This is a genomic window from Amycolatopsis echigonensis (assembly GCF_002846615.1).
GTDB classification, from domain to species: domain Bacteria; phylum Actinomycetota; class Actinomycetes; order Mycobacteriales; family Pseudonocardiaceae; genus Amycolatopsis; species Amycolatopsis echigonensis.
Genome location: NZ_PJMY01000003.1, coordinates 3,075,782 through 3,100,354, shown reverse-complemented (window position 1 = coordinate 3,100,354; position 24,573 = coordinate 3,075,782). Strand labels below are relative to the sequence as shown.

Annotated in this window: 27 protein-coding genes; 20 read left to right on the top strand and 7 right to left on the bottom strand. The window is 68.5% G+C overall.

The features are described 5' to 3' along the window. Window positions 1–61: 61 nt before the first annotated feature. On the top strand, window positions 62–1,075 hold the full coding sequence (locus tag ATK30_RS19530; protein WP_101436821.1) for an ABC transporter substrate-binding protein: 1,014 nt from the start codon (window positions 62–64) through the stop codon (window positions 1,073–1,075). A gap of 47 nt (window positions 1,076–1,122) precedes the next feature. On the opposite strand, the gene ATK30_RS19525 is transcribed toward ATK30_RS19530, so the two are convergent. Beyond that, window positions 1,123–2,544, bottom strand: a complete 1,422-nt coding sequence (locus ATK30_RS19525; RefSeq protein WP_101436820.1) for a M20/M25/M40 family metallo-hydrolase — start codon at window positions 2,542–2,544, stop codon at window positions 1,123–1,125. Window positions 2,545–2,904: 360 nt separating this feature from the next. Here ATK30_RS19525 and pdhA point away from each other — a divergent pair, with 360 nt between their 5' ends. From pdhA to ATK30_RS19470, 11 genes are all read left to right on the top strand, one after another. Continuing rightward, window positions 2,905–4,143 (top strand): pyruvate dehydrogenase (acetyl-transferring) E1 component subunit alpha, encoded by a 1,239-nt coding sequence (gene pdhA / locus ATK30_RS19520; RefSeq protein ID WP_101436819.1) that lies wholly within the window; start codon window positions 2,905–2,907, stop codon window positions 4,141–4,143. Continuing rightward, on the top strand, window positions 4,143–5,135 hold the full coding sequence (locus ATK30_RS19515; RefSeq protein ID WP_101436818.1) for an alpha-ketoacid dehydrogenase subunit beta: 993 nt from the start codon (window positions 4,143–4,145) through the stop codon (window positions 5,133–5,135). The genes pdhA and ATK30_RS19515 overlap by 1 nt, the downstream gene beginning before the upstream one ends. A 16-nt stretch (window positions 5,136–5,151) precedes the next feature. Further along, window positions 5,152–6,492 (top strand): dihydrolipoamide acetyltransferase family protein, encoded by a 1,341-nt coding sequence (locus ATK30_RS19510; protein ID WP_101436817.1) that lies wholly within the window; start codon window positions 5,152–5,154, stop codon window positions 6,490–6,492. 110 nt (window positions 6,493–6,602) lie between these two features. Then, window positions 6,603–7,175 carry a TetR/AcrR family transcriptional regulator gene (locus ATK30_RS19505; RefSeq protein WP_167442196.1) on the top strand — a complete coding sequence of 191 codons (573 nt, stop codon included), beginning with the start codon at window positions 6,603–6,605 and terminating at the stop codon, window positions 7,173–7,175. A gap of 20 nt (window positions 7,176–7,195) precedes the next feature. Next, entirely contained in the window at window positions 7,196–9,130 is a 1,935-nt protein-coding gene (locus ATK30_RS19500) for an ABC transporter ATP-binding protein (protein WP_101440937.1), read from the top strand. A 10-nt stretch (window positions 9,131–9,140) separates the two neighbouring features. Beyond that, window positions 9,141–9,746 carry an ABC transporter ATP-binding protein gene (locus tag ATK30_RS19495; RefSeq protein WP_101436815.1) on the top strand — a complete coding sequence of 202 codons (606 nt, stop codon included), beginning with the start codon at window positions 9,141–9,143 and terminating at the stop codon, window positions 9,744–9,746. Further along, a complete protein-coding gene (locus ATK30_RS19490; protein ID WP_101436814.1) occupies window positions 9,743–10,315 on the top strand; it encodes a hypothetical protein in 573 nt (190 codons plus the stop codon). The genes ATK30_RS19495 and ATK30_RS19490 overlap by 4 nt, the downstream gene beginning before the upstream one ends. A gap of 10 nt (window positions 10,316–10,325) precedes the next feature. Next, window positions 10,326–10,823 (top strand): P-loop NTPase family protein, encoded by a 498-nt coding sequence (locus ATK30_RS19485; RefSeq protein ID WP_101436813.1) that lies wholly within the window; start codon window positions 10,326–10,328, stop codon window positions 10,821–10,823. A 54-nt stretch (window positions 10,824–10,877) separates the two neighbouring features. Beyond that, window positions 10,878–11,342 carry an FxsA family protein gene (locus tag ATK30_RS19480; RefSeq protein WP_101436812.1) on the top strand — a complete coding sequence of 155 codons (465 nt, stop codon included), beginning with the start codon at window positions 10,878–10,880 and terminating at the stop codon, window positions 11,340–11,342. A 12-nt stretch (window positions 11,343–11,354) separates the two neighbouring features. Next, window positions 11,355–11,783, top strand: coding sequence for a very short patch repair endonuclease (locus tag ATK30_RS19475; RefSeq protein WP_101436811.1), 429 nt, complete (start codon window positions 11,355–11,357; stop codon window positions 11,781–11,783). 10 nt (window positions 11,784–11,793) lie between these two features. Beyond that, the gene (locus ATK30_RS19470) at window positions 11,794–12,909 is read left to right on the top strand and encodes a DNA cytosine methyltransferase (RefSeq protein ID WP_101436810.1); all 1,116 of its coding nucleotides are present in this window, start codon (window positions 11,794–11,796) and stop codon (window positions 12,907–12,909) included. On the opposite strand, the gene ATK30_RS19465 is transcribed toward ATK30_RS19470, so the two are convergent. Together ATK30_RS19465 and ATK30_RS19460 are read right to left on the bottom strand one after the other, a co-directional pair. After that, window positions 12,906–13,484: an SCP2 sterol-binding domain-containing protein gene (locus ATK30_RS19465; RefSeq protein ID WP_183125632.1), complete on the bottom strand. Its 579-nt coding sequence runs from the start codon at window positions 13,482–13,484 to the stop codon at window positions 12,906–12,908. The two genes, ATK30_RS19470 and ATK30_RS19465, sit on opposite strands and share 4 nt — an antisense overlap. Before the next feature lie 30 nt (window positions 13,485–13,514). Beyond that, on the bottom strand, window positions 13,515–14,159 hold the full coding sequence (locus ATK30_RS19460) for an SCP2 sterol-binding domain-containing protein (protein WP_101436808.1): 645 nt from the start codon (window positions 14,157–14,159) through the stop codon (window positions 13,515–13,517). Between the two features lie 120 nt (window positions 14,160–14,279). On the opposite strand from ATK30_RS19460, the gene ATK30_RS19455 reads away from it, so the two are divergent. Next, complete coding sequence (locus tag ATK30_RS19455; protein WP_101436807.1) at window positions 14,280–14,939, top strand: TetR/AcrR family transcriptional regulator; 660 nt, start codon at window positions 14,280–14,282, stop codon at window positions 14,937–14,939. Here ATK30_RS19455 and ATK30_RS19450 read toward each other — a convergent pair. Further along, window positions 14,928–15,767 carry a MaoC/PaaZ C-terminal domain-containing protein gene (locus ATK30_RS19450; RefSeq protein ID WP_101436806.1) on the bottom strand — a complete coding sequence of 280 codons (840 nt, stop codon included), beginning with the start codon at window positions 15,765–15,767 and terminating at the stop codon, window positions 14,928–14,930. The two genes, ATK30_RS19455 and ATK30_RS19450, sit on opposite strands and share 12 nt — an antisense overlap. 3 nt (window positions 15,768–15,770) lie before the next feature. Beyond that, window positions 15,771–17,105: a 3-oxoacyl-ACP reductase gene (locus ATK30_RS19445; protein ID WP_101436805.1), complete on the bottom strand. Its 1,335-nt coding sequence runs from the start codon at window positions 17,103–17,105 to the stop codon at window positions 15,771–15,773. A gap of 94 nt (window positions 17,106–17,199) precedes the next feature. On the opposite strand from ATK30_RS19445, the gene ATK30_RS19440 reads away from it, so the two are divergent. After that, window positions 17,200–18,489, top strand: coding sequence for an acetyl-CoA C-acetyltransferase (locus tag ATK30_RS19440; protein WP_101436804.1), 1,290 nt, complete (start codon window positions 17,200–17,202; stop codon window positions 18,487–18,489). 51 nt (window positions 18,490–18,540) lie between these two features. Here the strand turns inward: ATK30_RS19440 and ATK30_RS19435 are convergent, their stop codons facing one another. Continuing rightward, window positions 18,541–19,047 (bottom strand): DoxX family protein, encoded by a 507-nt coding sequence (locus ATK30_RS19435; RefSeq protein ID WP_101436803.1) that lies wholly within the window; start codon window positions 19,045–19,047, stop codon window positions 18,541–18,543. Between the two features lie 184 nt (window positions 19,048–19,231). Between ATK30_RS19435 and ATK30_RS19430 the strand changes: the two genes are divergently transcribed. From ATK30_RS19430 to ATK30_RS19415, 5 genes are all read left to right on the top strand, one after another. Beyond that, the gene (locus ATK30_RS19430) at window positions 19,232–19,990 is read left to right on the top strand and encodes a MerR family transcriptional regulator (protein ID WP_101436802.1); all 759 of its coding nucleotides are present in this window, start codon (window positions 19,232–19,234) and stop codon (window positions 19,988–19,990) included. Between the two features lie 181 nt (window positions 19,991–20,171). Then, window positions 20,172–21,362 (top strand): ATP-binding protein, encoded by a 1,191-nt coding sequence (locus tag ATK30_RS19425; RefSeq protein ID WP_101436801.1) that lies wholly within the window; start codon window positions 20,172–20,174, stop codon window positions 21,360–21,362. 256 nt (window positions 21,363–21,618) lie between these two features. Beyond that, window positions 21,619–21,768: a hypothetical protein gene (locus ATK30_RS45375; RefSeq protein WP_162836041.1), complete on the top strand. Its 150-nt coding sequence runs from the start codon at window positions 21,619–21,621 to the stop codon at window positions 21,766–21,768. Window positions 21,769–22,029: 261 nt separating this feature from the next. Then, window positions 22,030–22,959, top strand: a complete 930-nt coding sequence (locus ATK30_RS19420; RefSeq protein WP_101436800.1) for a bifunctional helix-turn-helix transcriptional regulator/GNAT family N-acetyltransferase — start codon at window positions 22,030–22,032, stop codon at window positions 22,957–22,959. Beyond that, window positions 22,960–23,247, top strand: a complete 288-nt coding sequence (locus tag ATK30_RS19415) for a hypothetical protein (RefSeq protein ID WP_101436799.1) — start codon at window positions 22,960–22,962, stop codon at window positions 23,245–23,247. Here ATK30_RS19415 and ATK30_RS19410 read toward each other — a convergent pair. Then, window positions 23,235–23,810 (bottom strand): peroxidase-related enzyme, encoded by a 576-nt coding sequence (locus ATK30_RS19410; protein ID WP_101436798.1) that lies wholly within the window; start codon window positions 23,808–23,810, stop codon window positions 23,235–23,237. The genes ATK30_RS19415 and ATK30_RS19410 overlap by 13 nt on opposite strands. Before the next feature lie 112 nt (window positions 23,811–23,922). Between ATK30_RS19410 and ATK30_RS19405 the strand changes: the two genes are divergently transcribed. Then, a complete protein-coding gene (locus ATK30_RS19405; RefSeq protein ID WP_101436797.1) occupies window positions 23,923–24,573 on the top strand; it encodes a hypothetical protein in 651 nt (216 codons plus the stop codon).

Genomic DNA, 24,573 nt, shown 5'->3' with positions numbered 1-24,573 from the left:
GGCGTTCACCCTAAGGCAAGGCTAACCTCAGGCGTACCGCACCCGATCCTCCGGAGTTCCGATGACCCTCTCCCCGGCGCGGCTGTCCCGCCGCGGTTTTCTCGCCGGCACCGCGGCCGCGGGCACGCTCGGCCTGCTGAGCGCCTGCGGCTACAAAGACGACCAGCAGGCGGCCGGTGGCGGCGCGACGTGGTCCTTCACCGACGACCGCGGCCGCAAGCTCAGCGGCGAGCGTCCACAACGGATCGTCGCGCAGGTGACCGCGGCTGCCGCGCTGTGGGACTTCGGCGTGAAATCGGTGGGCATCTTCGGCCCGTCGCGGCTGCCGGACGGCAAGACGGACCCGCAGGCAGGCGGCGTCGACCTGAAGTCGGTGACCTCGCTGGGCAACGTCTGGAACGAGTTCAACTTCGACAAGTTCGTGTCGCTGAACCCGCAGCTGCTGGTCAGCGTGATGTACCTGAAGCAGCAGATGTGGTACGTGCCCGACACCTTGGCGGACAAGGTGGACAAGGCCGCGCCGAGTGTCGGCATCGGACTGCAGGACATCGCGATGCCGCAAGGGATCGCGAAGTTCGAGGCATTGGCCAAGGCGCTCGGCGCGAACGTCGCGACGCCGGAAATCCAGCAGGCGAAACAGATGTACGAGGCCGCGGACGCCAAGTTCGCCGAGGCGGTCAAGAAGACGGCCGGGCTCAAGGTCGTGCTCCTGTCCGCGCAGAAGGACACGGTGTACGTGGCCAACCCGGCGAAGTTCGCGACCTCGAAGCACTACCAGGAAAAGGGAATGCAGTTCGTCCTGCCGGAGAAGCCCGACGAAAGCCAGGGCGGCTACTACGAGCAGGTGAGCTGGGAAAACGTCGGCAAGTACTCGGCCGACGTGATCATGTACGACTCGCGCGGCGGTTCGCTGTCGCTCGGCCCGGACGGGCTCGGCGGCGTCCCGACCTGGCAGCAGCTGCCGGCGGTGAAGGCGGGCAAGCTGATTCCGTGGAACAACGAGACGCCGTTCTCGTACCAGCGGTTCGCGCCGGAGCAGACCCGGGTCGCTGACGCGCTGGGCAAGTTCGCCTGAGCCTGAGCGCCTGCGCCGGGCGGTAACCGGCGCAGGCACCCGGGAGATCAGCTGCGGGCGTGCGCGTCCAGCAGGTGCGCCACCGCTTCGGTGACCTGCTGGGCGTAGTCCAGGTTCAGCCACTCGTCCGGCACGTGGATGTTCGAATCCGCGCCGCACGCGCCGGTGACCAGGAACTGCGCCTCCGGGTACTTCTCGCCGAGCAGGCCCATGAACGGGATCGACCCGCCCATGCCCGCGGCGCGGTGCGGACGGCCGAACACCTCGTCGTCGACGCGGCGTAGCGCGTCGGTCAGCCACGCGGCTTCCTCCGGCGCGTTCCAGCCGTTCTCCGCCTGCTGGTCTTCGGCGATGGTGACCTTCGCGCCGTACGGAACGTCCGTGGTGAGCGCGCGCTTGATCGCGGCCAGCGCGTCTTCCGCGTCCGCGGTGGGCGGCAGACGGAAGCTGAGCGTGAGTGTGGTGCTCTGCCGCAGCACGTTGCCTGCTTCGGCGGGCCGCGGAAGCCCTTCGCCGCCGATGATCGACAGCGTCGGCCGCCAGTAGTTGTTCAGCAGCAGCTCAAGCGCGTCCTCGGAGACCGTTTTTCCGCCGCTCACCAACGGGAACGCGGTGCGCAGCGCTTCCGGCGCCACCTCCGCGACCGCCTCGATCTCGGCGAGACGGCTGGCCGGCACCTCGACGTTCAGCTCGGACAGCTTGATCTCGCCGGTTTCCGCGTTCTCGATCCGCTCCAGCAGCTGCCGCAGGATGCGGAACGAGCTGGCGACGACGCCGCTGGCCAGACCGGAGTGCTGCGCGGTGGCGAGCAGCTGGACGGTGACCGTCAGGTGCACCATGCCGCGCAGGCTGGTGGTGAGCCACAGCCGGTCGTAGTCCATGCCGCCCGCGTCGAGGCACACGACGAGGCTGACTTCGCCGAGCCGTCCGCTCAGGTGCTCCAGGTAAGCGGGCAGGTCCGGGCTGCCGGATTCCTCGCCGGTTTCCAGCAGCAGCGCGATACGCGCGTGCTCGCCTCCCGCCGCGTGCACCGCTTCCACCGCGGCACTGGCCGCGTACCCGGAGTAGCCGTCGTCCACCGAACCACGGCCGTACAGCCGACCGTCGCGGATGACCGGCGTCCACGGGTCCAGCCCCTCGGACCAGCCGCCGACCGGGGGCTGCTTGTCGAGGTGGCCGTACATGAGGACGGTGCCCTTGTCGGTCGCGCCCGGGGTGGCCGGCACGTCGACGAACAACAGCGGGGAACGGCCTTCCAGCTCGACGACCTCGATCCGCGCGCCCGGCAGGTCGCGCCCTTCGAGATAGCTCTTGACGTGCTGGACGGCGGCGGCGAGATGCCCGGTCGACGCCCAGTCCGCGTCGAACGCCGGGGACAGCGCGGGGATCGCGATCAGACCGGACAGGCTCGGCGTGACGTCGTTGATCCACGTCGAGACCACGGATTCGCGTACGGATTTTTGTTCCACAGCGCCATCTTGCCACGGTGACCGACGTCACCGGCACGAGTGAACGCCGGGAAAGCCGGTCGAGGGTCGGACCGGGACCGGCGCTCACGAGGGCAGGTGGGACGCGGGATGGCCGCCCGACCATCGCCTCTCCCATACTCGGTCTTCCAAGCGTTTCCCCTGTTCAGCGACGTTTTCTCAGCAACAAATCAGCAACTGCCGCTCTCCATCGGAGCAATTCTCGTGCCAGGATGTGGCCACGAACCGTCAACGCCGACGGTGGCCGGGAGCCTCGGACCCGAGGAGCCGGTCCCCGCCGGTGCAGTCGCTGTGGCCGCCACAAGCGGCCGCTCGCGGCGCCGACACCGAGGAGAACAGCTCATGCCGTCCGAACAGTGGACGCACCCGGAACCTGGAGACGGGCCGGCGGCCGTAGCGGCCCAACCTTCCCCCGAACAGGTGATCGCCGGTTTGCGAGCGACAAGCGAAGGTGGCGCTGAGCTCACTCAGCTGCTCACCCCCGAGGGCCAGCGGGTCCCGTCCGAGCGTTTCGACCGCTACGTCGAGGACGTCGACGACGAAACGCTGAAGAACCTCTACCGCGACATGGTGCTGGTGCGCCGCGCGGACCGCGAGGCCAACGCGATGCAGCGCCAGGGGCAGCTGGGCATCTGGGTGCCGCTGCTCGGCCAGGAAGCCGCGCAGGTCGGATCCGGTCGCGCGCTGCAGCCGCAGGACATGGCGTTTCCGAGCTATCGCGAGCACGGTGTCGCGTACACCCGCGGCGTCGACATGCGCGAGCTGATCGGGATTTTCCGGTGCACCGACCACAGCGGCTGGGACTACCAGGCCCACCGGTTCCACCCGTACACCATCGTCATCGGCAACCAGGTGCTCAACGCGGCTGGTTACGCGATGGGCCAGAAGTTCGAAGGCAAAGTCGGGGACGAGGGTGGCGAGGCCACCATCTGCTACTTCGGTGACGGCGCGACTTCGCAGGGCGACGTGCACGAAGGTTTCGTCTGGGCCGCGGTGTACGACGCGCCGCTGGTCTTCTTCTGCCAGAACAACCAGTGGGCGATTTCCGAGCCGACCGAACGCCAGTCGCGGCTGCCGCTCTACCAGCGCGCCCGCGGCTACGGCTTCCCCGGCATCCGCGTGGACGGCAACGACGTCCTCGCCTGCCTCGCCGTGACCCGGTGGGCGCTGGAGGAATGCCGGCACGGCAACGGCCCGGTGCTGATCGAGGCGTTCACCTACCGGATGGACGCGCACACCACCACCGACGACCCCACCCGCTACCGGCTCTCGGACGAGCTGGAGGAGTGGAAGCTCAAGGACCCGATCGAGCGCGTGCGTGCGTTCCTGGCTCGCGGCGGCCACGCCGACCAGGCGTTCTTCGACAGCGTCCAGGCCGAGGCGGACCAGTTCGCCGCGGACCTGCGCGACTACACGTTCAACATGCCGGAGCCGCCGCCGGACCGGGTGTTTTCCCAGGTGTACGCCGAACCTTCGCCCGTGCTCGAAGCACAGCGCGAGGAGTATCTGTCCTATCTCGACGGTTTTGCCACCGAAGAGTCGCTTGCGGGCTCGAGCATCCACGGTCGGGGTGAGCACTGATGACTGATCTGCAGAAGCTCACGATTGGCAAGGCGCTCAACCTCGGTCTCCGCCGCGCGATGGAGGAGGACCCGAAGGTCCTGATCATGGGGGAGGACGTCGGCAAGCTCGGCGGCGTCTTCCGGATCACCGACGGACTGCAGAAGGACTTCGGCGAGCAGCGCGTGCTGGACACGCCACTGGCCGAATCCGGCATCATCGGCACCGCGGTCGGTCTCGCCGTGCGTGGTTTCCGGCCGGTGTGCGAGATCCAGTTCGAGGGGTTCATTTTCCCCGGCTTCGACCAGATTTCCTCGCAGCTGGCGAAACTGCACTACCGCACGCAGGGCAAGATCAAGATGCCGGTCGTGATCCGCGTGCCGTTCGGCGGCGGGATCGGCGCGGTGGAGCACCACTCGGAATCGCCGGAATCGCTGTTCTCGCACATCGCCGGCCTCAAGGTGGTGTCGATTTCGAACGCGGCCGACGCCTACTGGGGCATCCAGGAGGCGATCCGCTCGGACGACCCGATCCTCTTCTTCGAGCCGAAGAAGCTGTACCACTCGGGCGCGCTGAAGATGGAGGTCGACACCTCGACGGAGCCGTCGCGGGTGTTCTCGTCGCACGTCGTGCGCGAGGGCACGTCGGCCACGGTGGTCGCGTACGGCCCGTCGGTGAAGGTGGCGCTCGAGGCCGCCACGGCCGCCGAGGCCGAGGGCAAGTCGCTGGAGGTCATCGACTTGCGCACGCTCTCGCCGCTCGACCTCGGGCCGGTTTTCGAATCGGTCCGCAAGACCGGACGGCTCATCGCGGTCAGCGAGGCGCCGTCGGAATCCTCGCTGACCTCGGAAATCGCTGCCCGCGTTCAGCAGGAGTGCTTCTACTCCCTGGAGTCCCCCGTCCTGCGCGTGACCGGATTCGACACGCCGTACCCGCCTGCGAAGCTCGAGGAGCATTACCTCCCCGACCTCGACCGGGTCCTGCACGCTGTCGACCGTTCGCTCGCCTGGTAAGGGGGTTCTGACAGAAATGCCTGAGTACAAACAGTTCCCCCTGTCGGACACGGCGGAGGGGCTCACCGAAGCTGACATCCTCGCCTGGCGCGTCAAGCCGGGCGACAAGGTCACGGTCAACCAGATCGTGGTCGAGGTCGAGACCGCGAAGGCCGCGGTCGAGCTGCCGATCCCGTGGGCCGGGGTGGTCACCGAGCTGCACGTGGAGCCGGGACAGACCGTTGAGGTCGGGACGCCGATCCTGACCGTGGACGTGGATCCGGACGGGAAGGCGTCGCCCGCTGCTGCGGAGCCCGCCGCCACCGAGCCCGCCGCTCCCGCCGAAGAGGAGATGAAGCCGCTGGTCGGCTACGGCTCCAAGGCGGCCGGGACGACCCGGCGGGCGCGCAAGAGCGCCACGCCCGCTCCGGCACCGGCGGCGGCCGCTCCGGCACCGGCGGCGGCCGCTCCCGCACCGGTGAAGGAAACCCCGCGCGGCGGTTACGTCCCGCTGGCCAAACCGCCGGTCCGCAAGCTGGCCAAGGACCTCGGCGTCGACCTGCACTCGCTCACCGGCAGCGCCGACGGCGGCGTGATCACCCGCGACGACGTCCAGCGCGCCGCCAACGGTTCCGCCGCACCGGCACTGTCCACTGTGGAGTCCGGTTACGACCCGGCGACCCGCGAGCGGCGCGTGCCGATCAAGGGGGTCCGCAAGGCGACCGCGGCCGCGATGGTGCAGAGCGCGTACAGCGCTCCGCACGTCACGGAATTCCTCACCGTCGACGTCACGCCGATGATGGAACTGCGCGAGAAGCTCAAGAAGTCGCGCGAATTCAGCGGCGTCAAGCTCACTCCGCTCGCGTTCGCGGCGAAGGCCGTATGCCTCGCGGCGAAGCGCACGCCGGACGTCAACGCGGTGTGGGACGAGGCCGCGCAGGAGATCGTCTACAAGGACTACGTGCACCTCGGCATCGCGGCGGCGACCCCGCGCGGTCTCGTGGTGCCGAAGATCCGGGACGCGGATTCCTTGTCGCTCAAGGAACTCGCGGTCGCGCTCACCGAGCTGACCGACGTGGCGCGCGAGGGCAAAACCACGCCGGCGGCGATGCTGGGCGGCACGTTCACGATCACCAACGTCGGCGTGTTCGGCGTCGACACGGGCACGCCCATCATCAACCCGGGCGAGTCGGCGATCCTGGCGGTCGGGGCGATCCGCGACACCCCGTGGGTGGTCGACGGCGAGATCAAGGTGCGCAAGGTGATGCAGCTGTCGCTGAGCTTCGACCACCGGGTGGTCGACGGGCAGCAGGGGTCGGAGTTCCTCGCCGACGTCGGCGCGCTGCTCGCCGATCCGGCGGTCGCGATCACGTACTGAGCCGAAGGGCCGGGTCCGCGCGGATCTGGCCCTTCGCTTTATCCAGTTGACGGAGTGAGCGCTCACTCCGTATCGTGGCGAGCATGGAGACGAGGAAAAGAGCGCCGGGGATGGCGCCGGACGACCGGCGGCGGATGATCGTCCGCGCGGTGCTTCCGCTGGTCGTCGAGCACGGTCGCGGGGTCACGACCGCGCAGATCGCCCGGGCCGCCGGGATCGGCGAGGGCACGATCTTCCGGGTTTTCACGGACAAGGACGAACTGTTCGACGCGTGCGTGGAAGCCGCGCTCGACCCGGCGGAGGCGTTGGAGATGATCGGGGAGATCCCGGCTGCGCTGCCGTTGGAGAAGCGGCTGGCGGAGGCTGCCGAAGCGATGAACGCGCACCTCCAGCGGATGGGCGCGGTGATGGCCGCGACCATGAAGGGACGGCCGCGCGCGTCGGCGGAGGAGGCGCGCAACCGCAAGTCGGTGACTGGGGACAGCAGGCGAGAGTCTCTCGAGGCGATGCAGCGCGCGGTGCGGGAGCTGTTCGTCCCGGACGCCGCCCGACTGCGGTTGCCGGTCGACAAGGCCGCTTCGCTTTTCTTGGCACTGCTGTTCACGCAGTCCCGCCCGATGCCCGGTTCCCCGACAACTGACGAGGTCATCGACGTCTTCCTGCACGGTTCGGTGCTGGCGTGATCCCCGGCGGTGGGGGTGGGATCGAGATGGTCCTGGGCCGCCGCGGTCGCCGCCGGATGGCGCAAACCGTGCCGGACAGCGGGCTCACCGGGCCGGTCGACATCCCGGAACCGGAGCAGCCGGAACAGCCGAAAGGCCTGCGGGCGCGGCTGTCGCGAATGCGCACATCGGTGGCGGGCACCGTGCGCGGCCTGCCGAAGGTCGCGAAGCTGACCTGGCAGGCGAGCCCGACGCTGACCATCCTGCTCGCGGCGGTCACGCTGGCGTCCGGGCTGCTGCCGACGGTCACCGCGTACCTCGCGAAGATCCTGTTGGACTCGGTAGTCGCGGCGATCCAGCATCGCGGGTCGACCGCGGACATCGTGCGCATCACGCTGTTCCAGTTCGGCGTGCTGGCGGCGACCGCGATCAGCAGCGCGATCACCACGATCGCGCAATCCCTGTTGCAGGAACGGATGACGCTCACCATCCGGCACCAGGTCATGCGGCACGCGAGCGACCTGCACCTGGCGTATTTCGAGGGTTCCACGTCGTACGACATGCTGCGTCAGGCCGCGCAGGAAGCGCCGACCCGTCCGTTGTCGATGATGACCTCGGCGCTCGGCTTGATCCGGACACTGATCACCTTCGCCAGCATGATCGCCCTGCTGGTGTCGATCAGTCCGCTGCTCGCGCTGGTCGCTTTGCTGGCCCCGATTCCGGCGTTCATCTCGCAGTCGAAGTACGGTTCGCGGGCGTTCTGGCTCACCTTCATGATGTCGCCGATCAAACGGCGGATGGACTATCTGTCCTCTTTGGTCACCACGGACACGTATGCCAAGGAGACCAAGCTGTTCGGCCTCGGCCCGTACTTCGTGGACCGGTTCCGGAAGCTGGGCGTGGTGGCCTACGAACGGCAGCGGAAGCTGACCGTGAAGCGGAATGTCAGCTCGACGTCGTGGGGGTTGCTGAGCACGCTGGCCGGTTCGGCGATCGCGTTGTACATCGCGCTGGAAGCGGTCGGCGGACGGCTCACGCTGGGCGACCTGGCGTTGTACACCGCCGCCGCGACGTCCGTGCAAAGCTCGGTGACCGGCCTGTTCACCGCGTTTTCCGGGATGTACGAGAACAATCTCTACCTGGACACGCTGTACCGGTTCCTCGACACCAAACCGGAAATCACCGCCCCCGCGCGGCCGCGGCCGGTTCCGTCCACAGTGGAGGGACACATCCAGTTCGAGTCGGTGAGCTTCAGCTACCCGGGCGCGGACGAACCGGCACTGCACGGGGTGAGTTTCGAGATCCGTCCTGGCGAAACCGTCGCGGTGGTGGGGCGCAACGGCGCGGGCAAGTCGACGTTGTTCAAGCTGCTGTGCCGGTTGTACGACCCCACGGCGGGCCGGATTCTGTTGGACGGCGTGGACATCCGCGAGTACGACCCGGTCGAACTGCGCACCAAGATCAGCGCGATGTTCCAGGATTACGTGACCTACCAGGGAACCGCGGCGGAGAACATCGGCCTTGGCGACCTGAACCGGCTCACCGATCGCGAGCACATCGAGGACTCCGCCCGCCGCGCCGGAGCCGACGAGCGCATCGCCCGGCTGGCCACCGGGTACGACAGCCCGCTCGGCCGGTGGTTCGACCAGGGCGTGTCGCTGTCCGGCGGGGAATGGCAGAAAATCGCGCTGGCCAGGGCCTTTCAGCGCGAGGCTCCGATCCTGATCCTCGACGAACCGACGTCGGCACTGGACGCGCAAGCCGAGCACGACCTGTTCAATCGGCTGCACACGTTGTCGCGCGGGCGGACGACGCTGTACATCTCGCACCGGTTCTCGACGGTCCGTCAGGCCGAGCGGATTCTGCTGCTGGATCAAGGGAAAGTCGCGGAATACGGAACGCACGAAGCGCTGATGGCGGCCGATGCCGGGTACGCGGAATTGTTCACGCTGCAAGCGGAGGCGTACTTGAAGTGACTATCTTGGGGTGATCAGCCGAGGGGGTTTCGTGCTCATCACCCCTCAAGACCTGGGGGTCACCGCGGGCGAGACGGCGCTGTTCAGCGGTCTCGACCTGGCCGTCGACGCCGGCGAATGCCTGGTCGTCCGCGGTGCCAACGGGGCGGGCAAATCGACGTTGCTGCGCTGTCTCTACGGGAATCAGGCGCCGACGTCCGGTTCCGTGTCCGTCTGCGGCGGACCGCCGGACGAGCGGTCCGCCGCTTTCCGCCGCCGGGTTTCCGTCCTTTTCGACGATTCGGCGCTCTTCGACGAACTCACGCCACGCCAGCATCTCGATCTGCTGCGCAATTCCTTCGGCGGCGAACTGGCCGACGGCCCGGTCCCGGCTCCCGATGTGCCCGCGTCGGAACTGTCCGCCGGACAACGACGTCGACTCCTGCTGCACGCCGCGGTCGCGCGCCCGCACGAGGTGCTGCTGCTGGACGAACCGGAACGCGCGCTCGACGCCGCCGGCCGAGCCTGGCTGTCCACTCTCGTCACCACCAGCACGCGACGCGGCGCCGCGGTCGTCGTGGCGAGCCATCACCCGCCGCTCGCGGACGAGGTCGCGGATTACGTGGTGGACCTGTGAAACGTCCGGATCTGGTCCTGGCGCTGGTCGTCGCGGCCGGCCTGCTGGGATCGCCGTTCTACAACACCGAACTCGTGCGGAGCCAGCTGATCGGCGGCGCGCCCGTAGGTGCGCTCGGCAGCGTGCTCGTGCTGTGCACCGGCCTCGCGCTGGCGTGGCGGGCCACGCTGCGGCGCGGGTACGTCGGCGGCTATCTGGCGCTGCTGCCCTTCACCGCACCCGTCGCGCAGCTGCATCGAGTGCCCGGGCTGCGCCGCTGGCTGGACGCGTCCAACCTGCGCCTGCACGTCGTGACCTGCGCTTTTCTCTGCCTGCTCGCCCTGATCTGGGCGGGCGTGGTCCTCTTGCTGGGCATCCCGGCTTCGATCAGCGCGGTCGTAGCCGTCCTGCTCGCCGCGCTCGCTGCCGTTCGTTCCGTGACCCGGGGCCCGCTGGACTTCAGCTCGATGGGAATGGTGCTGTACGAGGGCGTCCTGATCCCCGCTGGCCTGGTGCGGCAGCTCGTCCGCGGACCAGATCTCCTCGTGCTCGGGTTAATTGCCGCGAGTTTCCTCCCGGTCTGGCTCTAGGCTGCCGGACATGGGGCGACGCATCATGGTCACCGGGTGTTCCGGGGCCGGAAAATCCACCCTGGCCAGGCGCATCGGCGCCGCTCTGGACATCCCGGTCGTCCATCTGGACCGGCTCTACTGGCGTCCCGGCTGGGTCCCGGCCCCGCCAGAGGAGTTCCGCGCCGCGGTCGCCGAAGCCGCCAGCACGGACAGCTGGGTGATCGACGGCAACTACAGCAAGACCTTCGACCTGCGGCTGCCGTTCGCCGACACCGTCGTGCTGCTGGACGCCTCCCGCTACGTCTGCCTTTCCCGCGTCGTGCGTCGGTTGGTGCGCGAATGGGGGCAGGAGACGCAGGCCGCCGGGTGCGTGTCGAAGGTCGACGCCGAGCTGGTCCAGTGGATCTGGAAGTGGCCGACCCGCCGCCCGCTGATGCTGCACCGGATCGCCACCGAAGCCCCGTCCGCGCGGCAGGTGCTGCTGCGCTCGCCGCGCGAGGTGTCCGCGTTCCTGCGAGCCCTCTGACCTGGGCTGTTCCGAGTCCGGGAGCAAATCGCGGCACTCGTTCGTTCACCGAGTATGGCTGTCGTGTTCCTGCTCTACGTCATCGCTGAAGTCGCCGCCGTCTGGGCGGTCGGCTCGGTCGTCGGTGTGCTCGGCACGATCGGTCTGCTGATCGCGGGCGCGTTCGTGGGCTCGTGGCTGGCCCGCCGTGAGGGCGGGAAGGCGATGCGCGCGTTCATGGCCACCGCGCAGTCCGGCCGCAACCCGGAGAAGGAGCTGACCGACGGCATGCTCGTCGCGCTCGGCGGCGTGCTGATCATGCTCCCCGGTTTCGTCAGCGACGTGCTGGGCCTGCTGTTCCTGCTGCCCCCGACGCGCTCGGTCGCCCGGCGGTTCTGGCTGCGCCGCGCGGAGAAGCGCGCCATCCGGTACGCCAACCAGCGCCGAGGTCCGGTGATGGTGGTGGACAGCGAGGTCGTCGCGGAGGAACCGCGGCCGAAGAACCACCCGGTGATCGAAGGCCGGATCGTCGAAGGCTGAGCCTTTGCCACAATGACTCCCGTGGAGCGGCTGGAAACGACTTCCGCGGTGAGCGCCCGCATGAGCAAGCAGAAGTCCCGCAACACCGGGATCGAAATGGCGCTGCGCAAGATCCTGCACGCCGCCGGGTACCGCTACCGAGTCCACCGCCGTCCGGTGAAAGGGGTCCGCCGCGAGGCTGACCTGGTGTTCGGCCCCGCCCGCGTCGCGGTTTTCGTGGACGGCTGTTTCTGGCACGGCTGCCCGGAGCACGGCACGTGGCCGAAGAACAATGCCGATTATTGGCGGACCAAGATCGAAACCAACCGCCGCCGCGACGCGAATACCGACGCGCTGCTGCTCGAAGCGGGCTGGCTGTCGGTGCGCATCTGGGAACACGAAGCGACCGATGTCGCCGCGTCGCGGGTGATCGAAACCGTGAAGGAACGCCGGCCCCATTAATGTTGGCGCCATGCCTCTACCGGGTCAGCCCACCGCCGCGGAGTTTTTCGCCGGCATCGGTCTCGTGCGCCTAGGCCTCGAACCGGCCGGCTTCGACGTCGCGTGGTCCAACGACATCGAACCGGCGAAGCAAGCCATGTACGAGGCACACTTCAACGACCAGGGCGCGCACAAGTACGTACTGGGCGATGTCGCCGCCCTCCGCGGCGCAGATCTGCCCGCCGGCCTCAGCCTGGCCTGGGCGTCCTTCCCCTGCACGGATCTCTCGCTGGCCGGCTGGCGCCGCGGCCTGGCGGGCTCGCACTCGTCGACGTTCTGGGAATTCACCCGCATCCTCGACGAACTGGGCGCGGACCGTCCGCCGGTAGTGGCGCTGGAAAACGTCGTAGGACTAGCCACCAGCCACGGCGGCGAGGACCTCCGCGCGGCGATCCGCGAACTCAACCGTCTCGGCTACTCCGCCGATGTCCTGACCCTCGACGCCCGCCGGTTCGTCCCGCAGTCGCGGCCCAGGTTGTTCATCGTCGGCGCGCAAAACCCGCCCTCGGACTCGCCCGTGCCCTCCCCGCTCCGCCCGCCTTGGCTCGCGCTCGACCCCGCGTTGCGGACACATCGCGCCGCCCTGCCCGCACCGCCGCCGCTGCTGGTCACCGGCCTGTCCGCCGCCGTCGAACGCCTTCCCGCCGATGACGAGCGTTGGTGGAATCCGCTTCGCACGTCGGGGTTCATCGGGTCGCTGTCGCCGCTCCAGTTGGAACGACTGACACAGCTCCAGGCGGGAAAACAGCTGGTGTACCGGACGGCCTACCGCCGCACCCGAAACGGGAAGCCAGTGTGGGAAGTCCGGCCCGACGACATCTCCGGCTGCCTGCGCACCGCCCGCGGCGGGTCCTCTAAACAGGCGGTCGTGCAGGCCGGGCGGGGAAGCGTGCGAGTCCGCTGGATGACGCCACGCGAGTACGCCCGGCTGATGGGAGCGGGGACGTACGCGCTGGATGGGTTGCGGAACAACCAGGCACTCTTCGGCTTCGGGGACGCGGTGTGCGTGCCGGTGGTGCGGTGGCTGTCGGAGAACTACCTGATGCCGTTGGCGCGTGGGGAAATGAGCCTCGAAGCCGCGGGCTAGTCCGACCCAGTGGGCTTAGGAATGTCGAAATACCCCGACAACCGCACCGCCGGCGCGTACTCGCCCTTGACCTTTACCTTTCCCGTCACGAACATCGCCGCCACCGCCGCGGTACCGGTCGCCATGCGGATGAAGTCCTCGACCGCCACGGTGATCGTCGTGTCCGGGGTGCGGGCCAGGTCGGTGCTCGACACGCACAGGCCGTCCTCGATGACCGTTTGGTAGCGGTCGAAATCGTCTCCGGCGGGGAAGCGCCACGAGACCACGATGTCCACGTGCCGGGCTCGTTCCGGGCGGAAGTGTTCCGACATCCGGCGGAAGATCTCGTCCAGGAAAACCCCGCGCAGCTCGTCGTGGTCGGCGATGCCTTTCAGCTGCTCGCGGGTCGCGGCGGCCACCACGTCCACCAGGGACTGCGTCGTCAGCGAAGCGATGTCGATGCCGGCTCCGGCGGTGCCGAGCATGTGGAGCGTCTCCAGGACCTGCACGAACTGCTCCGGCGTCAGTTTGCCCACCTCGAGAGTGCGCGCGAAACCGTTCACCGCGTGCTCACCAGGTGAGTGCGCGGCACGCATGCGCGAGCGCCAGCGGGACACGGGAGCGGCTCAGGCCGGTCGGGGCAGGTCGAAGTGGCCGACCAGCCCGGCTGCGAAGGCCAGGTCGCCCTTGACCTTCAGTTTCCCGGTGACGAACAGCACCGCGGGCGTGGCCTGGTGGGTGATGATGCGGAAGAAGTCCACGGGCGAAAGCGTAATCGTCACGCGGGGCTTCTCGCGCATTTCGCGGGACACCGTGCAGGTTCCGTCGGAAAGCACCGTCTCGTAGCGGTCGTAGCCGCCCTCGCCGGTGCCGCCGGCCAGCCGCCAGTGCACCACCGCGCGCAGCGACTTCGCACGGATGTGCGCTCCCATGCGCGCGAAGATCTCGTCCAGCACTCGCTCCCGCAGCGGACGGTCAGCGACCACGGCTTCCAGCTGTGCCCGCGACGCGCGCGCGACCAGTGTGGCGAACTTCGTCGGGTCGACCTTGTCCAGCGAGAACGCCGGCACCTGCTCCGAAAGCCGGACCAGCGCGGCCAGCAGCCGGTTCATGTCGGAACGGCCCAGCTCGCGGGGGTCGATGGCGTCCGCGACCGCGTTGACGTCGAGCGCGCTCGCGTCGACGACTTCGGTGCGGTCCAGCGCGTCCAGCAGCGCGACCCCGCGCAGGCCGGCCAGGTCAGTGCTGGTCGCCTCCGGGTTGTCGGCCATCTTCCACCCCTTCCGGAACTTTCCGACGTAAGGCTACCGGTGAGTAGGTAGTGCGGCAAGCAACGCCGCCGACCTGGGGACGGGTACCGTCCGTGCCAGCGAGAGGGAGGAAAGAGCACGGTGCCCGACGAAGATCAGCGCCCACCCGAGCGAGCGAGGCGGCTCCCGAGGGCGGTCCGTGAACGCCAGATATTGGACGCCGCGGTGCAGGTGTTCTCGCAGCACGGCTACCACTCGGCGTCGATGGACGAGATCTCCGAGGTCGCGGGCGTCTCGAAGCCGATGATCTACACCTACCTCGGCTCGAAGGAAGACCTCTTCGGCAAGAGCATCCAGCGTGAGGCGACCCGCCTGCTGGAAGCCATCCAGGCCGGAGTGCAGCCCGATCTCCCGCCGGACATGCAGCTGTGGCACGGCCTGCGCTCGTTCTATCGCTTCGTCGCCGAATACCGCGAGTCCTGGACCGTGTTGCACCGCCAGGCTTTGACGGTCGGCGGCGGGTTCGCGGCGGAGATCACCGCGATGCGCACGCGCGCGATCGAGCTGGTCGCGGCGCTCGTAGTGGCCGCGGGCACCCGAAAGGGCCTCGGCGAGCAGACGGAGTTCTCCGGACCCGGCTTGGCCGCGGCGCTGGTCGGCGCGGCGGAGTCGCTGGCCGACTGGGCACTGGACCACCCGGAGATCTCCGACGGCGTGCTCGCGTCCTGGCTGATGAACCTCGTGTGGCTGGGGTTCAACGACCTCGTCGAGGGGCAGGTCTGGAAGCCCTCAGAGGGCTGAGATCACCCCGTCCAGGTGCGGTTTCGGCTTCCGGGCGTGCCACAGCTCGAAGGCCCATCCGTCGTCGGTCTGCCACGTCGTGAACGCCGCGCGACCGGGCAACAGCACCGGCTGCTTGAACCGGACCGCGACGCTGAACGCGTCCGGCAGCCGGCCCTCGAAGGACGCCAGCGCGTGCGCCTTCGTCCACATGCCGTGCGCGATCGCCTGCGGGAAACCGAACAGGCGCGCGGTCAGCGGGTGCAGGTGGATCGGGTTGCGGTCGCCGGAAACCTCGGCGTAGCGACGGCCGATGTCGCCCGGGACGTGCCACAACGCGGACGGCGTCGGGGGAGTCAGCTGAGCACGCGGACCCGAAGACCCGGAGCCCGAACCGGTGCGGCGGAGATAAGTCGACACCTCGCTCCACACGGTGTCCGCACCGGAGTGGACCTCGCTCACCATGTCGAACTGGCTGCCTTTTTCGTGCGGGCGCAGGTTTTCCGCGCGCACGCTCACCCGGAACGTCTCGCCGAGCAGCAACGGACGGTGCTGCGTGATCCGGTTCTCGACGTGCACCAAGCCCAGCAGCGGGAACGGAAAACCCGGCTCGGTCATCAGCGCCATCTGCAGTCCGAAGACCAGCATGTGCGGATACGTCGCCGGCAGCTCGTCCGAAAACCGGAATCCGCAGACCTCGTTGTAGGCCGCGACGTGTGCCGGGTCCACGACGACCTCGGGACGCACCAATTCGGTGGTCGGGAGGGTCGATCCGCCGCCGCGGCGCAGCAGGGCTTTGGGGTACAGCGTCGCCAGGCTCGGCGCGCTCGTCACTTCGCGGACGGCCATCCCTCACGCCCCCAGCAGCGCCTGGCCGCACACGCGGACCAGGTTCCCGTTGACCGCGGCCGACGCCGGATTGGCATACCAGGCAATGGTTTCCGCGACGTCCACCGGCAGCCCGCCCTGGCCGAGGCTGGACAGCCGCCGTCCGGCCTCGCGGATGAACAGCGGTACCGCGGCGGTCATCTTGGTCTCGATGAACCCGGGCGCGACCGCGTTGATCGTGCCGCCGTACTCCGCGAGCTGCGGCGCGCCGACGTTCACCATCCCGATCACGCCGGCCTTCGACGTCGCGTAGTTCGTCTGGCCGACGTTCCCTGCGATGCCCGCGATCGAGGAAACCCCGATGATGCGGCCGTTCTCGCGGAGGATCTTGTCGCCGAGGAGCTTGTCGTTCACCGCGAGCTGCGCGGCGAGGTTCACCGCGATCACCGAGTCCCAGCCGCCCTCGGTCATGTTGCCGAGCGTCTTGTCGCGGGTAATCCCCGCGTTGTGGACCACGACATCCACGCCGCCGTGGCGTTCAGTGAGGTATTCGGCGAGCTTGGCCGGCGCGTCGGCCGCGGTGATGTCCAGTTGCAGCGCCGAGCCGCCGATCCGGTTGGCTACCGCGGACAGATCGCCGCCCTGCGCGGGGATGTCCAGTGCGACCACGTGCGCACCGTCGCGGGCCAGCGTTTCGGCGATCGCTTCGCCGATGCCCCGCGACGCACCGGTGACCAGCGCGACCTTGCCGTCCAGGGGCTTTTCCCAGTTCTCCGGCGTGGGCGCGGTCTTCGCGTGCGTGCCGACGCGGATGACCTGGCCGTCCACGAAGGCCGACTTCGCCGACAGCAGGAACCGCAGCGTCGACTCGGCCGCTTCCTCCGCTCCTTCGGCGACGTAGACGAGCTGAGCCGTCGCGCCGCGCTTGAGTTCCTTGCCGACCGAGCGGACGAATCCTTCCAGCGCGCGCTGCGCGATCCGCTCGCGACCCTCGGCCAGCTCCGGCGGCGTGCCGAGCACGACGACCCGGCCGGACGGCCCCACCTTGCGGATCACCGGGTGGAAGAACCGGTAGACCTCGCGCAGCTGTCCCGGATCCTTCACGCCGGTGGCGTCGAAGACCAGCGCCGCGTGCCGGTCGGCGGGCGCGCTGATCACCTCGATGCCGGCCTCGGTGAGCTGCGCCCGGACGGTCTTCTCCAGTCGTCCGCCGGGCGCGGCGCCGAGAAGTGCGGGACCCTCAAGAGCGGGTTGGCCGGGACGGTACCGGCGCAACGTCGCGGGATTGGGCAGGCCGAGCTTCGGCACCACGAACTTCCCCAGCGGGGTCTTCGTGAACTGCTGGTACCTGTCCGCCATCACGTGCCTCCCGTGCAGTCTGCGTCACGTCGCAGTCTAACCTACTCGCTAGTAGGTTACAGTGTGAAAGGGACGACTCAGAGAGGTGGACGGCATGGCGACCAGGAAAAGCCCGGCGGTGCGCAAGGTCGCGATCGTCGGCGGGAACCGGATCCCGTTCGCGCGGTCGAACGGCCCGTACTCCCGGGCCTCGAACCAGGACATGTTCACCGCCGCGCTGGACGGTCTCGTCAGCCGGTTTTCGCTGCAGGGCGAGGTGATCGGCGAGGTCGCCGCCGGCGCGGTGCTCAAGCACTCCAAGGACTTCAACCTCGCCCGCGAAAGCGTGCTGGGCAGCAAGCTCTCGCCCGCGACGCCGGCGTCGGACGTGCAGATGGCCTGCGGCACCGGATTGCAGGCAGTCATCAACGTCGCCCACAAGATCGCCCTCGGGGAAATCGATTCGGCGATCGCGGGCGGCGTGGACACCACGAGTGACGCCCCGCTCGCGGTGAACGCCGACCTGCGCCAGATCCTCGTGCAGCTCAACGCGGCGAAGACGCTCGCCGACCGGCTCAAGCTGGTCGCGAAGATCCGCCCGGGCCACATCGTCCCGGAGATCCCGCGCAACGCCGAACCGCGCACCGGGCTGTCGATGGGGGAGCACGCCGCGCTCACCGCGAAGGTCTGGGACATCACCCGCGAGGCGCAGGACGAACTGGCCGCGACCAGCCACCGCAACCTCGCCGCCGCCTACGACCGCGGCTTCTTCGACGACCTGGTCACGCCGTTCCTCAAGCTCACCCGCGACCAGAACCTCCGCCCGGACTCGTCGGTCGAAAAGCTCGCCAAGCTCAAGCCGGTCTACGGCGGCCCGGACGGGACCATGACCGCGGGCAACTCGACGCCGCTGACCGACGGCGCGTCGACCGTCCTGCTCGCGACCGAGCAGTGGGCGAAGGCGCACAACCTGCCGGTGCTGGCGTACCTGACGTTCAGCCAGACCGCCGCTGTCGACTACGTGCACGGCGACGAGGGCCTGCTGATGGCCCCGGCGTACGCGGTGCCGCGGATGCTCGAGCGCGCTGGATTGACGTTGCAGGACTTCGACTTCTACGAGATCCACGAGGCGTTCGCGTCGCAGGTGCTCGCGACGCTCAAGGCGTGGGAGGACCCGGCGTTCGCCAAGGAGAAGCTCGGCCTCGACGCGCCGCTCGGCTCGATCGACCGCACCAAGCTGAACGTGAACGGTTCCTCGCTCGCGGCCGGGCATCCGTTCGCCGCGACCGGCGGCCGGATCGTCGCGACGCTCGCGAAACTGCTGAACGAAAAGGGCTCCGGACGCGGCCTGATCTCCATCTGCGCGGCCGGCGGCCAGGGCGTCACCGCGATTCTGGAGAAGTAAGGGCACGAAAGGCCGCCGTCCGAGCACTCGGACGGCGGCCTTTTCGCGTTGTCAGTCGGTAAGCGACTTCTCCGCGCGCTTGGCGAGTTTGTCGGCGCGCTTGCCCGCCTTCTTCGCCGCACGCCGGGCCCGCCAGCCCAGCGACGGCTTGCCCGCCGTGTCGCTCGCGGCCAGCAGCAGACCGCCGGCCAGCGACGCGTTCTTGACGAACTGGATCTGCTGGGCCTGTTTCTCGCCCGGATCGGTCAGCTGCCAGAAGCGGTGCGCGGCCAGCGTCGTCGGCACCAGCGAGCCGAGCAGCGCCACCGCCGCGAGCCGCGGGGCCTTGCCGCTCGCCAGCGCGAGCCCGGCCCCGATCTTGACCGCCGCGTCGATCCGCACCAGCGTGGCCGGATCGCGCGGGACCTGGTCCGGAACCAGGCCCTCGACCTTGTCGAAGGTCTCGGTGAGGAACGGTTCGGCCGCCTTCGCGTGGCCCTGGGTGTCGCGCAGGGCACCGATGCCGCCGAACACGAAGATCGACGCGAGCAGTGGACGTGCCACCCGGCGCAGTATCACGGTCTCGCCTCTCTGGTCTGGAATCCCTGCAGAAGAACCTACAACCGGGATTGCCCGCCGCGCTCCCCGCCGAACCGCGCTAGCGATACCTAGCTGAATATTGCTCTGTTTCTAGATTGCCTTAGACAGTTCTAGCGGCTTCGAGCTTGACCTTGACGCTACGTCAACCTCTACCGTCGAAGCCGTGGTCAGGACGGAATGGTCGATCCAGGACATCGCCCGATTCGCGGGCACGACGAGCCGGACCCTGCGGCATTACGACGCCGTCGGGCTCCTGCCGTCGACGCGGATCGGCAGCAACGGCTACCGCTACTACGACGAGGACTCGCTCGTCCGGCTGCAGCGGATCCTGCTGCTCCGCGACCTGGGCTTGGGCCTGCCCGCGATCGCCGAGGTGCTCGACGGCCAGCGCGACGGCGTCGCGGCGCTCGAAACGCACCTGGCGCTGCTGAACCAAGAGCAGCAGCGGATCGGGCGGCAGATCGATTCCGTCCGGACCACGCTGGCGAAACTGAAGGGAGGTGAACGACTGATGGCAGAGGAAATGTTCGACGGCTTCGACCACACCCAGTACGAGGAAGAGGTCACCCGGCGCTGGGGAGCCGAGGCCTACCGCAAGGGCGACCAGTGGTGGCGATCGCTGTCGGCGGCCGAGAAGAAGGCCCACCAGCAGGAACAGGTGGATATCGGCACCGCGTTCGGAGCCGCTCGCGACGCTGGTCACGACGCCGGTTCAGCCGAAACGCAGGCTGTCACCGCGCGGCTGCACGAATGGCTGAAGCCCACCGGCGTGGAGATCTCGAAGGGGTACTTCGCCGGTCTCGGGCAGATGTACGTCGACGACCCGCGGTACGGCGCGTACGACGAGAAGCACGGCCCCGGCACGGCCGAGTACATCCGCGACGCGATGAAGATCTACGCGGAACGGAACCTGAGGGACTAACGCTCCGTCAGATGATGCGCTGGGGGTAAGGATGGACGGGGCTGCAGACCCGGCCATCCTTCCGCGACACCTCCGCCTTCCTCCCCTCCGCCACCCTCAACGGAGTGGCGCGCCACGCTGGCCTATCTGTGTATATGGCGGAATATCGGGCCGACGCTAGATACCTCGATACGGTGACAGAGTGGACCCCATCCGCAACCCCTTCGCGCCCGGCGCCGGGCAGCGGCCGCCGGAGCTGGCTGGCCGCGAAAGGGAGCTGAGGGCGTTCGAGGTCGTCCTCGAACGCGTCGCTCGCGGGCGGCCGGAGCGCAGTCTCGTGCTGACCGGCCTGCGTGGCGTCGGCAAGACGGTGCTGCTGGGGGAGTTGCGGTCGATGGCCGTCCGGCGCCGCTGGGGCGCGGGCAAGATCGAAGCACGGCCGGACGCGGAACTGCGGCGTCCGTTGTCGGCGGCGTTGCACCGGGCGATCCGCGACCTCGCGGTACGGCATCGCGCGCCGGACCGGGTCGAGGAAGTGCTCGGGGTGCTGAAAGCGTTCGCGCTCAAGGCGAACAAGCCGGACGCGAAACTGCGCGACCGCTGGCAGCCCGGCATCGACGTGCCCGCCGCACAGGGCCGCGCGGATTCTGGTGACATCGAGATCGACCTGGTCGAACTGTTCACCGACGTCGCGGAGTTGGCCGCGGACGTCGGCACCGGCGTCGCGCTCTTGATCGACGAGATCCAGGACCTGCAGCCAGACGACGTCTCGGCGCTGTGCGCGGCTTGCCACGAGCTGTCGCAATCTGGTGCCCCGCTGGTCGTGGTCGGGGCGGGATTGCCGCACGTGCCGGCGGTGCTGTCGGCGTCGAAGTCGTACTCCGAACGGCTCTTCCGTTACTCACGCATCGATCGGCTCAGCCGCGAGGACGCCGACTACGCGGTGATGGCTCCGATCGAACGAGAGGACGCCGGGATCGAACCGGAGGCGCTCGACGCGCTCTTCGACGCGTCCGGCGGTTATCCGTATTTCATTCAGGCCTACGGCAAGGCCGCCTGGGACGCCGCGCCCGCCGACCCGATCACCGTGAAGGACGTACAGGTCGCCGCACCGGAAGCGGAATCCGAGCTGGCCGTGGGGTTCTTCGGGTCGCGCTACGAACGCGCGACGCCCGCCGAACGCGAGTACCTGCTCGCGATGGCCGAGCTGACGCAAGGCCGCGACGAGGCCGCCGGCACCGCCGATGTGGCCGTCTACTTGGGGCGCAAGCCGTCGTCGCTGTCGCCGGCGCGCGACAGTCTCATGAAGAAAGGCCTGGTCTACTCCGCCGAACGCGGGCAGATCGCCTTCACCGTGCCGCACTTCGGGCACTACTTGCTCGGCCGCGACTGAGCGATTCTTCCCTTCGCTACCGGTCTATGCGACTGCCTAGCTATATATAGAGATTTTGCTAGATACCCGTAGAGACCATGAGCGCGTTAGCGGCTTGTGACTGCCGACACGAGATCTGTCCGGCGATCTTCCCAATTTAGCCGTTGTTTATTCGGCAAGTGCCCCATATCACCGTAGATTCGTTGGCATCCTTGTGAAAAAAGGTGCATACTAGAGACACAGCCACCGAAGACCTCTGAAGGGGATGCAGAACACCATGAGCAACATCGCCGCCAAGCTCCGTGCCCGTCGCGCCGAGGCTCGCACTCGCCGGGCACTGAACCGGGCGATCGACACCGCGGCCACCTCGACGGTCCGGCAGGAGCTCATCGCCCTCGCCCAGGCGCGTCAGCCGTTCATGCGCTGACCTGCACGACCACCCTGTTGGTGGGTCACTCACGTGAGTGATCTAGACCACAGTGCACCCTGGGTGTAACGCCGCGGAGAGCCGCGTCGATACCCACTACGACCCCGTGATGCTGGCGGACCCCCGACCTGGCAGCATCACGGGGTTTCCATATGTCTGGACCACTTCCGTCGCCGCACCACCACCGGGGGAATTCGCTTGCCCCGAGCGGACGACGGGGAGATGCTTGACTAAGTCAACGATTGAGTCGAGGTGGTCCCCATGCCGGATTCCGTCCTTGCCGAACGCGTCGCCACGGTTCGCGCGTTCAACCGGCTCTACACCGGCGTGATCGGAGTCCTCGACGAGGGACCGGCCGACGCCGAATACTCGCTGAGCGAAGCGCGGGTGCTGTTCGAACTCGCCCAACAGAACCAGCTGCAGGTCAGTGATCTGCGCAAACGGCTCGCCCTGGACGGCGGCTACGCGAGCAGGCTGCTCGGCAGGCTGGAAACCCGCGGCCTGATCACCCGCGAACGCTGCGTGGACGACGCGCGCCGCCAGGTCGTCACGCTCACCGAGGAAGGGCACGCCGCCTTCGCCGACCTCGACCACCGCTCGGCCAGCCAGATCGGCAGCCTCCTCGACCAGTTCGCGGACGCGGACCAGCGCCGTCTGCTCGGCGCGATGGGGACCATCACCGCTCTCGTCGGCGAATCGTCACCGGAACCGGTGGTCACCCTGCGCGCCCCGCGCCCGGGCGACTTCGGCTGGGTGGTGCACCGGCACGGTGCGCTGTACGCCGAGGAGTACGGCCTCGACGAACGCTTCGAAGCCCTCGTCGCCCGCGTGATCGCCGACTTCGCCGAACACCGCGACGACCCGCGCCAAGCCGGCTGGATCGCCGAACTCGACGGCGAACGAGTCGGCAGCATCTTCTGCACTCCCGGCGACGAGGAAGGCACCGCGAAACTTCGGCTGCTCCTGCTGGAACCGGCCGCACGCGGACACGGCGTCGGCAAACGGCTGGTGCGCGAATGCGTCGAATTCGCCCGTGCGCGGGGGTACCGGTCGATGGAGCTGTGGACGCTGTCGGTGCTCGCCGCCGCGCGCGGGATCTACCGCGGTGCCGGATTCGAACTTGTCGGCGAGGAGAAGACGGACGCGTTCGGCCCCCTCGTGACCGGCGAAACCTGGCGGCGGGAGTTATAGATGTTCGTCCTGTACTGCGCCGTGTGTGATCGCCGCACGCTGCTGGGCGTCGACGAGGTCGACTGGGTCGAAAACCTGACGCGCGGCGTGATCTCGGTGTCCGGGCACTGCCCGCTGGGCCACGACGCAGTCATCCTGACCGGCGACGCGTTCACCCCGCACGCGGACCCGAGGTATTTCGGGCCCGCGCCGCGAGTGTGGACGAAACCCGTGCACCGCCTGCGAGACTGGCTGCGCACAAGGTTCGAGATGAGCCGCGACCTGCCGGGGCCGTTCTACCGCTTCTGACGCCCCATCAAGTAGAACTCCGGGTTCGGCTTGAGCGCGGTCAGATGCGCGAGCCGGTTCGACATGGCGAACAACGCGGTGATCGCGCCGACGTCCCAGATCTCGTCCTCGGTCAGGCCCGCCTCGCGCGCCATCGCGAGATCGCCCTCGCCGAACAACGCGGAATCGTGCGACAACGCCAACGCGAGATCGACGATCGCCCGGCCGCGCTCGTCGAGTTCGACCTGCCACGGATTGGTCGCGACCTGGTCGGACAGCTCCGGGTCCTTCGCGCGGATCCGCAGGATCGCCCCGTGCGCGACGATGCAGTAGGTGCAGTGGTTCGCGCCGGAGGTGGCTACGACGACGAGTTCGCGTTCGGCCTTGGTGAGTCCGCCGTCGCGTTCCATGAGCGCGTCGTGGTAGTCGAGGAAGGCTCTCAACTCGGCGGGCCGGTGGCCGAGCGCGCGGAAGATGTTCGGCGTGAAGCCGGATTTCTCCGCGATGGCGCCGACGCGCTCGCGGAGATCGTCGGGAAGGTCTTCGAGTTCCGTCATGGGAAACCGGCTCACGGGGTTGGTCATGCCGCCCACGCTAACCCGCGCGGTTCGGGTACGGGAGGGGTCGTTCGCGCCAAGGTGTCTGACGGCTGACCCCGGATGCACCCCGTTCACCCGGAAGGAGTTTGCTTACCCCGTGAACTGGACCGCGTACGTGGACGGTTACTGCGAGCGCACCGCGCCCGGGCTCTGGGGTGAGCCGTTCAACGACCTGGCCAACCTGGCCTTTCTCGTCGCCGCCGGGATGGTCTGGTGGCGCGCCGACGGGCAGCGGATCGGACGGGTGCTTGCCGTCCTGATCGGGTTGATCTTCGTTGCCAGCAGTGTGTTTCACCTGGTCGCCACGAGGTGGGGAGCGGTCGCCGACTCCGCGGCCATCCTGGTCTTCACCCTGTTCTACGCCGCGGCCTTCCCCCGGGTTTTCTTTCAAGCCAAAGCCACATGGTCGTGGCTGGGGGCACCGGCTTTCCTGATCCTCACCGGGGCTTCGGCGGCGCTTGGCGGCGGGCTGTATCTGCCAGCACTCGCCGGCCTTTCCGGGTTCGCCATCGCGTTGGCGGTCAAGCGCGACTCGTACTGGCTGCACTTCACGATGGCCGCCGCGGTGTTCGCGTTGTCGTTGTCCTTCCGCACCATCGACGGGGTGGTCTGCGGGGACTTCCCGGCAGGCACGCACTTCCTGTGGCATTTGCTCAACGCGGTGGTGCTGTACGTCGTCGCGAAGGCGATGATCGGGAAAACGCGAGAGGCCCCCGCGCCGGAGAACGACGCGAGGGCCTCTGTCTAA